Here is a 9,330-nt window from a genome sequence, read left to right on the forward strand (position 1 = left end):
CTCCTTGGTTTTCGCCGGGGGTCATTCCTGATCGCCAGCGGGTTGGGCCGGGTCTGCCTCATTGGACAGAGCCAGCAATTCCTTCCAGGCCGAGATCTGGCCGCGCGTGTGCGCGGTCTCGTCGGGGCCCATGCTCATGCGGTCGTTCCGTAGGCGCAGCTCGTTCAGCCGCTTGGTGGCGTGCTGTTCGACAAAGCGCCAGGTCGGCGAGCGCGGATCGATCTCGAGCTTCATTGCGCGCCACCTTCAATGCCGGCATTCACGCCGACGTTCGGACTGGCCGGGTTTGCGGGTGTGAGCGGGTTGGTGTTGTGCTCGGGAGGCAGCGCTGGCACGTCCACCACGGGGATCGCGGGATCGTTCGGCGTGGCGTCCTGGCCGCCACTGGCCGCCCACATGGCATCTGCTGCAGGTGCAATGCTCGGGTTCATCGCCACGTTTTGCGCGGCTTGCGTCGCGCCGAACAGGCCCTCCACGTTCTTGGTGGCGGTCTTGGCCTTCGTTTCTTCCGTCTGGGCTGCCAGCAGCGTGGCACGCGCCGCGGCCTCACCTGCCTTCGCTTCGATGAGCGGGTCGGGTGGTCGTTGGCTCTGTTGGGCCCGCTCCTCGGCAGAGAGCATGAAGCGCTTGGGGTCCATGCGCTGCCCCTTCACCAGCTCGGCAAAGTACTTCGCCGGGTCGACCCCGTAAACCGGATCACGCACAAAGCTGGCCATCTGGATGAGGAACTGCTGTTGCGCATCGCGTTCCACCAGCGCCGAAGATGCGCGCACGTCGACCTGCATGTCGCCCTTGATCGAGTCGTCGGGACTGTGCTGCATCATCCAGTCGAAGTAGCGCTCGATGTGCGGCCGGGTGACGTAGTCGTCGAAGCGCTTGGCCAGCCGACGCAACACGCTCGATGCGTTGTTGTTCTGCAGCTGCATGCCGCCCAGCGTCTTGGGTGCATCGCCACGAATGCCCTGCAGCATGGCGGGCATGCCGGTGGTGTCCTCGGCCATCTTGAGGGCGAACTCGACCACGTTCATGAGCTCGGCCTGCACGGACGGCACCACGAAAGCATTGAATGCGGCGCGAACGTCGGAGGCGTCGCTATCCGGGTTCAGGCGCCACACGCGGCCAGGCTTCAGGCTCAGGTCTGAGGCGCCGTCGGCCGGCGTGACGCCGTTACCGATGATGATCTGCGGAGCCGCCGACAGCGCCGAGTTGTCCATGGTGGCGCGCACGGCGCCATTGAGCATGCGCTGCACCGTGCGGATCTGGCGCCCCACACCCATGCCCCACGGCATGCCCGGGCGGGCCTGCCACGCCAGCACGTCGTAGGGGAAGTCGCCGGAGTCCAGTGCCGACAGCGTGACCTTCACGAGACGATCATTCACCAGCACGGCCATCGCCGGGATCTTGTCGCCCTCGATGCCTTCGATATCTTCCACACCCATGGCACGCAGCTGCTCGGTGTCGCAGTAGCCGTAGAAGATCCACATTTCCCACTGCTCATCCTGGCGCATCGTGGTGCCGTCGGTCGCTTCGCGCGCACCGGTCTGCGAGGGACCTTCCTTGAGCGCGGCGCTGATCTGCTCGGTGTCGTAGCCGGGCATGCTCACCATCTCAAGGAGCTGGCGACGGCTCAGGTATTCGCGCTCCCAGGTGAAGCCGCCTTGATGGATGTCGTCACCGCAGGCCGGGTCCGGGAAAAAGTTCCACGGGTCGACGCGCTTTGAGGCCGGTTTGATTTCCGAAATGACGATCTGCGACACGCTGCCGGTGGCGTCCCGCTGAACGATCTTGCCCGACTGCTTGACGGGAAACGGACCCTTGAGCACACCCGAGCCCAGCCGCGCCGAGTCCTCGATGAGCTTGCGCACCTCACCGTGCCAGTTCGACTCCACCAGGCAGTCGTCGATTTCGCGCTGCATGCCCTCGGCCGCCTTGTCGGCTTGGTCCTTTTGACCTTGGACAAAGGTCTCCATTTTCTGCTGGTCGTACACGCCGCCCATGAAGTCGATGAGCTGCTGGCGCACGGCGGCCCCGAGCCTGGGAATGGGCGTCGCTTGGATCTCCCATGCCCGATCATCAATCGGCAGCAGCATGTCGGACACACGCGCCGCCGCGGCGTCGACATAGGGGCGCGTGATGTTGAGGAAAACCACCGAGCGCGTCGGTGCCTTGGAATCCGAGTCACGGACTTCCACCCAGCCCTTCAGGTTGCCCATTCGGTAGGTCGACTGATACCGGCGGTTGGCATCGTCGATGCCTTGGTAGTGCTCCTCGTCCTCTTGCCAGTCGGTTTCGATGCCTGAGGACTGGCGCCCGCTCACGGCCTCGCGGCGCTTGCCCAGCAGGGTCGTGAGCAGTTGCGCGCGCAGTGCGTCGTCGGGCTTGTCTTCGGTGTCGTTCATTTCAATATCCGACTTCAGCATCGAGAGGCTCCCAGCCGCGGCGACTCGTCGAGGCTTCGACTGGTCGCACGATGGCCTTGCGTTTCATCATCAGGGCGTAGCGCGTGGCGCTTAGCAGGTCGTCCATCGCTTTGACGACCTTTCCGTCCTTGCGGTGGTAGAGGCGGAATTCCTGAAACCAGTCGTCCAGGTTGGAAAACACCTTGAGGCGGCCGGTCTGCATGCGCTCGAGCATGTCCATGAGGCCGGCTTCCACGCCATTGCTGCCGTCGTCGAAGGTGGCGCGGTCGCGCAACATCTTCAGACCGGCAGCCGCGTATTGCTTGGCGAGCTGCTCGCCGCTGCCCTTGTCATGCTGCAGGCCGTCATGCGGCCACGAGGTGGGCACCCAGGCGCCCCAGGGCTTGATCGTGGCGGCGTGCATTACCGGCGTGGCCTCGCGCATGCGGTGCGCGCGGATCACGTATATGCAATCGACATCGCGGTCCCATGCGAGCTGGACGGCGGCCGTGGGGTGGTCCCAACCGAAATCAATGCCGTTGATGCGCGGCCAGTGCGCGGGCACCTGGAACGGTGCAACCTTGATTGCATCCTCTTCGACGGGGAAGATTCTCCCGCTGCCCAGCGTCGGGATACCCTTCGCGCGCGCCTCGCGCTCGTGGGCGGGGTAGCTGGCGATGATCTTCTCGCGTTGCTCTGGCGTGTAGTGCTCGGCGTCCTCAATCGTCATGTTGGTGACGTGGCGCGCGGTGGCGCTGGCATCCTTGGCCGGCAGCAGGAACATCGTCACCACGGCCGACATGCCCAACAGCGGGGTGAACGTCATTTGCGAGAACTGGCCGCGTTGCCCGTTGTTCGTGCGCGTGAGGCCTTCGCTGTAGATGTCGAGCGGCGGCTCTTCGTCGTACCAAACGCCGTCGACCGTCGGGCCCTGCCACTTCTCGCGGCCCTTCTCGTAGGCCTTGAACGAGAGCACCGATTCGCCGGCTTGCACGTCGCCGCCGCCACCGTGGCGCACGACCACGCTATCGAGTAGGTTGGCCACGCCCATGGCGCGGCTGTAGTCCTTGATGGCGTCGGCCGGGATCATTCCGGTGCCCCAGGCCTCGGAGACGGCCGGCGGCCCCAGCAGGATGCGCTGCGGGTTGTCGCGCGTCGATTCACCCGTGACTGACCCGGCCCACAGCGTGACGGGTTTCTCGAAGACGGCGCCCTCCCACCAGCTCGGATATCGCCCGGTTAGGTGGATCGCCCACTCGGCGCCCCCTGCTACCGTCTTGCCCAGCTGGTTGCCGGCCATGAAAAGACGCTCGGAGTACTTCGCGCCCGCGGCGTGGAACGCGCGCTGTTTTGCATAGGCGTTGTACTGCTCGAGCCGACGCCTGGAGAGTTCCGCTTCAACCTGCGCCAGCATGGCGCCGCGCAGATCGTCATGCACTGCCCAGCTCCTTGCGTAGCTTCAGCAGCTCGGTGGTGGCCAGCGAAGCGAGGTTCTCGTCGCGGGCCGGTTCGATCTTGATGCCGTAGGCCTCGCGCTGCAGGCCGATGAGCGTGCCGGCCGCGTCGACCAGCGTCTTCATGGTCTTCGTGCGCACGGTCAGAGCCACGCGCTCTTTCTCGACCTTCTGGTTCTCGGCCTCGAGCTCCTTGGTCAAGCCGTCGCAAAGCGAGCTCAGCCGGTCGAGGTAGGCGCGGTGCCGCAGGCGCACGGTGGCAACGTCCGAAGCAGCAGCCTCGACCACCTGGCGCTCAGTCGCGTGCGCATGCTTCTGCCTAGTCACCTCCTTGGCGACCAGCGCGTCGGCACGGGCTTGGATGCGCGGATTGAGGTTCCGCTCCCATCGGTCGCGCTTGGCTCGCTTCGAGATTGCCGCGTGGGTGATGCCGTGCTCTTCGGCGATAGCGCGGAGAGCCTTGACGCCAGCGCGGTAGTCGCGCTCGATCAATACCCAATCGGGCGTTGTCGGTTTGGTGGCGCTGGTATCCATGGCCCGGATGGTTACCGGGCGGCTTGGATACTGGAAACCCTACCGGGGGTCGTCTATGCGCAGTTGCTTCGGAACGCTCATAAAAACCCTGAGCTGCTCCTCCAGCGCAGAGATGCGAGCTTTATCTGTGGCCGCGCGCTCGGCCTGTTCATGGTCGCGCCGGCGCAAATCGGCAATCTGGTCGGCCAGGTCGCGGCCTGTCACCATGGCATGGAACTGCTCAGCAGCGCCTTTCACCGACATGGCGAGCATGCGCTCCTCTTCGAGCGTGATGGTCAGCATGTCGTCGCCCACCTCAATCTTCACCCAGCCGCCCTGAATGCGCGTCACCGAGACTGCCCGGGCTGGCGGCATGCTTTCCACCGGCTCAAAGACCCCAGGCATGACGCGACGGATGGCGCCGGACTCGATGAGCTTCTTCGTATGCTCGTCCACCTTGCCCACCGGAACCTCGAGGAGGTCGGCCACCGTCTGGCGCGAGGCAGCGCGGCCAGCAGCATGGATTTCAGCGATGAGCTGAAGCACGCGGTCGGTGGTCAGCGACACCCGCTTTACGGGTGCATCCGGGCGCGTCAGGATGAGGGAATTCACAGCAGGGACCCTTGCGGCACGGCCGCGGCGGCGAACTTCCCCAGCCGGCACACGCTCTGCGCCGGCGTGGTGATGGCGGTGCGCAGCTGCTCGTGCCGCACGGCGCACTGGCCGAAGCCGGCTTGGCCGAGCGAGCCGACGAGGCGCCAGTGCTGGCAGTTGGCGCAGGTCACAGCAATGCCTCCTGCTGCGGCTTCGGCGCCGCCGGCTCGAACAACTGCCCCTGATTCGCTGCCTGCTCTATGCGCTTGCAGGCGCTGTCGAAATACTTGGCTTCGCGTTCGATACCGATGAACGAGCGCCCGAGTTGGAGCGCGGCAACGCCTGTAGTGCCCGAGCCCATGTAGGGGTCCAAGATCACAGGGGCGTGCCCGGCGTGCTGAATGGCCCACGCCATGACCGCCACCGGCTTTTGGGTGGGGTGCACCTTTTCGCGGTAGTCGCCCCGCGCCAAAGGGTCGTACGTCAAGACGCGGGCATTTCCATCCCACGAGCACCAAGCCAGTTCGCACTCGGCGAAGTCGCGCCCCTTGAAGCCGGCGCCCTTGTCCCAAATCAAGTAGTTGCGGGTGGGTCGCAGCTCGAAGTAATTGCCACCGAACAGCACAGCGCGATCGCCCGCAGCCAGCACGAGCGCGAGATCGCTGGGGGGGGGTACGGCTTCATCCCAGCGCAGGTCGGCAGTGGCCTCAATCTTCTGGCGGCCGTACTTTCCCGTGCCTGCGCTCGCGCCGATGCCATACGGCGGATCGGTGATGACCGCATCCACCTTGGCCAGCGTGGGCAGGATCTCCATGCAATCCCCGAGGTACAGGGTTGCGTCGCCGATGGTTTCGACTCTCACGCCACCGCCCCCAGCAGGTCGCCCTGCACCACAGGCACCGCCAGCTGCTCGATGCGCACCACCACGCGCGCACCGTGCTCGTCGGGCTCCATGCGCTCAGACGACAGCCGGCGCACCCACTTGTCATCCTCGATGGCTATGCCCTTGAGCGAGTCGAGCAGCACCTTGTTGGCGTTGTCGATGTCGAGACACTGCACCGTGTCATCCCAGGCCGCGCCGAGCTTGCGCATGCGCGTCTTGAAGTCCTGCGGCCGGTTCGGGTACAGCTGCACCTCGATGGCCACGCGGCCGACCAGCGGCGCGCGGATGCCGGCCGCCTTGCACAGCCATCCGACTTGCTCCTTGAAGTCCTGGGCTTCCTTCGACACGTAGGTGCTCACGAAGGTGCCGCGCACCGCCGTGCGCCAGTAGCGATTCGCGCTGATCGGATACGGGAGGGTGAGTGTGATCATGCGCGGCGCTCCATGCCTGCCAGGCTTTCGGTCAGCCGCATCACCGAAAATTTGACGCCCTTCCCTCGGCTGTAGCGCTTCACCTGCAGCGTGAGTTCATCGAACCAGTCGGCCTGAAATTCTGCGCTGTCGCCCACCTCGAAGGTCGCAAACAGCTTGTCGAAAGCCTCCTGCCGCTGCTCGGTGGCGGTCTTTAGCGGCACGCCTTTTCGCACCTTGATGGCAGTCGGATCGACATCGACGGACACACGGAACGGTGACGCAGGGAGGTTCGTGCATGTCGGTTCGATATCCTGGGGAAGCGTGATGCGGCGCGTCCCGAGTTTCCAGGCCATCCCCTCGTCGGTGCGATAGCGCTCGAGCAGTCCGGTGCGCATGGCCTCGCCGAGCACCGTGTCGAGCGAAGCGCCGTCGCAATCGAACTTCGTGGCTATGTCCTTGCGGGTGAGCTCTTCGCCCTCGTTTCGCATCAGGAACGAGATGACGCGAAAAGGAACCGAGCCGGGACGCGGGGTGTAGCTCATGCCGATGCTCCAACGTAGGGTTTTGAAAGGGAATTCCCGAGCGCAAACACGCTGTTCGGCACCGAAACCCGGGCATGAGCCAGGTTGCTCTCGATGCGAGCCCGGGCGACAGCGCGCTCGGCCAGTTCGTCGGCATCGTCCTCGGCCAGGTCGCCGGGTTCAGCTCCGACCAACTGCGCGGCCTGCACGCGGGCGCGGCCGGCGGGCGTGATGCGGTAAGTGGCCGATATCTGGTAACCCTTGGCGGTAACCTGTTCGGCGAGCTTCTGACGCACCAGGCGGCAGACGATGTTGCGCGAGTACTTCGGGCTCAAGTCGAGCTCGCGCTGAACGATCTTGCAGGTGATGAGGCCGCGCTCGAGCAGCATGGCCAGCACCTGCATGTTGTGGGTCGTCAGCTTCCGGTTTTGCTCCCGGATTTGAGGGGCGTTCATGGCTGTGTCTCCTCGAAGGACAGCGGTTCGCGCAGCGCATCGCGAGCCATGGCCAGCGACGCGGGGGTAGCGCGGAAGGTGTGGCCGTTTCTCCATCCGGCGCTGTCGTCGCGGATGAGGTCGGCAGCCCACTGGCGGCCAGGCTTGGCGAAGATCGAACCGGCCTTGATGCGGGCCGACAACTCGCGCATGGCCTCGCGTTCTGCGGTCGTCGGGCTGCGCACGTTGCCGCTGTAGCGGACGGCCTCGACCGTCGCCGGCATGGCATGGCACAACCGTTTGAAATCCATCACGGTCGGCGGCTTCTCGGGCAGGTGGTCAAGACCGAAGCGAAGGGCCTGCAGATTGCCGGCGAAGCACGCCAGCTCCAGCGCCCAATCGTGTTTCACGACAGCCAGGTCCAGATCACGCCAGCGGTCGAGGAACGGTGTGCCGTAGCGCAGCACGAGGGCCGAGAACAGCCGGTCGACTGCCTCATCAGCGAGTGGCGGGGGGGAGCGCATCGAAGACCTCCTGCGGTTGGGTGGTGTCGCGGCGAGCCGCGGCGTATGGGGCGGCCTGCTGCACGCGCTCGCGCTGCTCTCGGCGCCATTCGGGCTCGGTCGCCGGTGGCCTGCCGGGTGCTGCGCCGGGCAGTGCGCCCACCTTCGCGGCGTCTCGCCGGCGTCCGGCAGCGGTGCGCAGCGCGTACACGAAGCCCTTGCCGCTGGCCGCGGTGTCGGCAGCGGCCGAAGCGAGTTCGTCGACCGTGATCCCCGCGTCGAGCAGCGCCAGCAGCTCCGGGTGGCCGGGGTTGGCATCCGCCATGCCGGCGCGCTTCATGGCCTTGCAGGCTTCGCCGGCCGAGGGTTTCCCCGGATCGAGGTCGAGGTCTCGCGCGTCCGTGCGCGGGGCGGTCGCTTTATTAATCCCTTCTCTTCTCTTCTCTTCTCTTGCGATCGGGGGGCGATGCTTTTCGTCATCGGGGGGCGATCCCCCCGCGTTATCGGGGGGCGATTCGGGGGGCGATCCCGCCACGATCTTTGCGACGGCCTTTTTCTTGAACACCTTGGATTGCGGCGCGAGGTTGCGCAGGCACTGCAGCGCGAACAGGATTTGCCCGTGCGTGGTGGCCGTGTCGACCTCGATACCCCAACGCGAAGCGTTGCCGATGGAGCCTGAAAAGCTGTTGACCAGCTTCTCGACCCAGGCCTCGAGCGCCTTCTCGGCGACGACGGGGTGATACAAGCGCCCATCGGTGCACAGCACCCAGCCGCGCAGCGCCTGCGGCTTGACGCGCTTCCAGTTTGCGACCTGGGCCAGGTGGCCGAGCATGCGGTCGTTGTCGGGGAGGCTTGCGGCCGGCACCTGATGCCAGCTCTGCAGCCAGAGCGCCATGGCCGCGGAGCGCTCGTCGCCCTTACCCAGCACCCATGTCTCGGAGGTCAGCAGGCGCTGCACGTCGACCGGCAGGTAGGGGAAATCGCGCAGGTCGCATTCGATGGGAACGAGGGGTTCCGTCATGCCGGAGTCCCCAGCACGCGCCGCAGCGCGGTGATCTCTTCACGCAGCATGCGGTTCTCGCGCTCGGTTTCCGTTTCGCGCCGGCGTACGCTGTGCAGGTCGTACCCGCGCTGGTGGAGCATCCATAGAACCGGTGCGTCGTTGCCGCACTTGTCCATGAGCGCCACGAATTTGGGCCACTGCACGCCCTCGGTGCCGGACTGCCAGCGGGAGAACTGAGCCTTGTCGACGCCCAACTCGATCTGCAGGTGCTTGTCCAGGGCATAGCCACCGACCTCCGCGCACAGCTCGATGGCGGCGCCGAGCGACTGCTTGCGAGCCACCTCTTCGGGGCGCAGTTCATGGGGAAGAGAGAGTTGGTTCACGTTGTCACGCAACAAGGTTGAGAGCTGTTGAGGACCTTGGGAAGGCAAATAAAAAGAGCATCTAGGGCATGAAACAAACTCATGACGCCGACCTCGATGCGCTCAGCACGCTCCTCCTCGCTAGGCGTGAGCTGTGCGTGGAGAACGTTGTCGTTGTGGTGGCGCTCGCCGCACTGAGCGCGCTGGTTATCAGCGGGGAGCTGGGCGGCGACTGCGGCGGGTGCCCCCCC

Annotated in this window: 13 protein-coding genes; all 13 read right to left on the reverse strand. The window is 65.6% G+C overall.

The features are described 5' to 3' along the window. Positions 1–21: 21 nt before the first annotated feature. Genes EJI00_RS03015 through EJI00_RS03070 form a run of 13 tightly spaced genes read right to left on the reverse strand, consistent with a single transcriptional unit; the run spans position 22 to position 9,100 of the window. Entirely contained in the window at positions 22–234 is a 213-nt protein-coding gene (locus tag EJI00_RS03015) for a hypothetical protein (RefSeq protein ID WP_126745982.1), read from the reverse strand. Further along, on the reverse strand, positions 231–2,399 hold the full coding sequence (locus tag EJI00_RS03020; RefSeq protein ID WP_185868046.1) for a hypothetical protein: 2,169 nt from the start codon (positions 2,397–2,399) through the stop codon (positions 231–233). The genes EJI00_RS03015 and EJI00_RS03020 overlap by 4 nt, the downstream gene beginning before the upstream one ends. Position 2,400: 1 nt before the next feature. Further along, positions 2,401–3,837 (reverse strand): terminase large subunit, encoded by a 1,437-nt coding sequence (locus tag EJI00_RS03025; RefSeq protein WP_260590434.1) that lies wholly within the window; start codon positions 3,835–3,837, stop codon positions 2,401–2,403. Continuing rightward, positions 3,830–4,387: a hypothetical protein gene (locus EJI00_RS03030; protein ID WP_126745984.1), complete on the reverse strand. Its 558-nt coding sequence runs from the start codon at positions 4,385–4,387 to the stop codon at positions 3,830–3,832. The genes EJI00_RS03025 and EJI00_RS03030 overlap by 8 nt, the downstream gene beginning before the upstream one ends. Before the next feature lie 39 nt (positions 4,388–4,426). Then, positions 4,427–4,978 (reverse strand): hypothetical protein, encoded by a 552-nt coding sequence (locus EJI00_RS03035; protein ID WP_126745985.1) that lies wholly within the window; start codon positions 4,976–4,978, stop codon positions 4,427–4,429. Continuing rightward, positions 4,975–5,151, reverse strand: coding sequence for a hypothetical protein (locus tag EJI00_RS25005; protein ID WP_185868047.1), 177 nt, complete (start codon positions 5,149–5,151; stop codon positions 4,975–4,977). The genes EJI00_RS03035 and EJI00_RS25005 overlap by 4 nt, the downstream gene beginning before the upstream one ends. Further along, complete coding sequence (locus tag EJI00_RS03040; protein ID WP_260590435.1) at positions 5,148–5,822, reverse strand: site-specific DNA-methyltransferase; 675 nt, start codon at positions 5,820–5,822, stop codon at positions 5,148–5,150. The genes EJI00_RS25005 and EJI00_RS03040 overlap by 4 nt, the downstream gene beginning before the upstream one ends. Further along, positions 5,819–6,274, reverse strand: coding sequence for a RusA family crossover junction endodeoxyribonuclease (locus tag EJI00_RS03045; RefSeq protein WP_126745986.1), 456 nt, complete (start codon positions 6,272–6,274; stop codon positions 5,819–5,821). The genes EJI00_RS03040 and EJI00_RS03045 overlap by 4 nt, the downstream gene beginning before the upstream one ends. Beyond that, positions 6,271–6,798, reverse strand: coding sequence for a hypothetical protein (locus EJI00_RS03050; RefSeq protein WP_126745987.1), 528 nt, complete (start codon positions 6,796–6,798; stop codon positions 6,271–6,273). The genes EJI00_RS03045 and EJI00_RS03050 overlap by 4 nt, the downstream gene beginning before the upstream one ends. Beyond that, positions 6,795–7,232 (reverse strand): hypothetical protein, encoded by a 438-nt coding sequence (locus EJI00_RS03055; RefSeq protein WP_126745988.1) that lies wholly within the window; start codon positions 7,230–7,232, stop codon positions 6,795–6,797. Before EJI00_RS03055 ends, EJI00_RS03050 begins: the two co-directional genes overlap by 4 nt. Then, a complete protein-coding gene (locus tag EJI00_RS03060; RefSeq protein WP_126745989.1) occupies positions 7,229–7,735 on the reverse strand; it encodes a hypothetical protein in 507 nt (168 codons plus the stop codon). Before EJI00_RS03060 ends, EJI00_RS03055 begins: the two co-directional genes overlap by 4 nt. Further along, entirely contained in the window at positions 7,710–8,735 is a 1,026-nt protein-coding gene (locus EJI00_RS03065) for a DUF1376 domain-containing protein (RefSeq protein ID WP_126745990.1), read from the reverse strand. The genes EJI00_RS03060 and EJI00_RS03065 overlap by 26 nt, the downstream gene beginning before the upstream one ends. Then, positions 8,732–9,100 carry a hypothetical protein gene (locus tag EJI00_RS03070; protein WP_126745991.1) on the reverse strand — a complete coding sequence of 123 codons (369 nt, stop codon included), beginning with the start codon at positions 9,098–9,100 and terminating at the stop codon, positions 8,732–8,734. The genes EJI00_RS03065 and EJI00_RS03070 overlap by 4 nt, the downstream gene beginning before the upstream one ends. Between the last annotated feature and the right edge of the window lie 230 nt (positions 9,101–9,330).

This window comes from Variovorax sp. DXTD-1 (assembly GCF_003984625.1).
In the GTDB taxonomy this organism is placed as follows: domain Bacteria; phylum Pseudomonadota; class Gammaproteobacteria; order Burkholderiales; family Burkholderiaceae_C; genus Variovorax.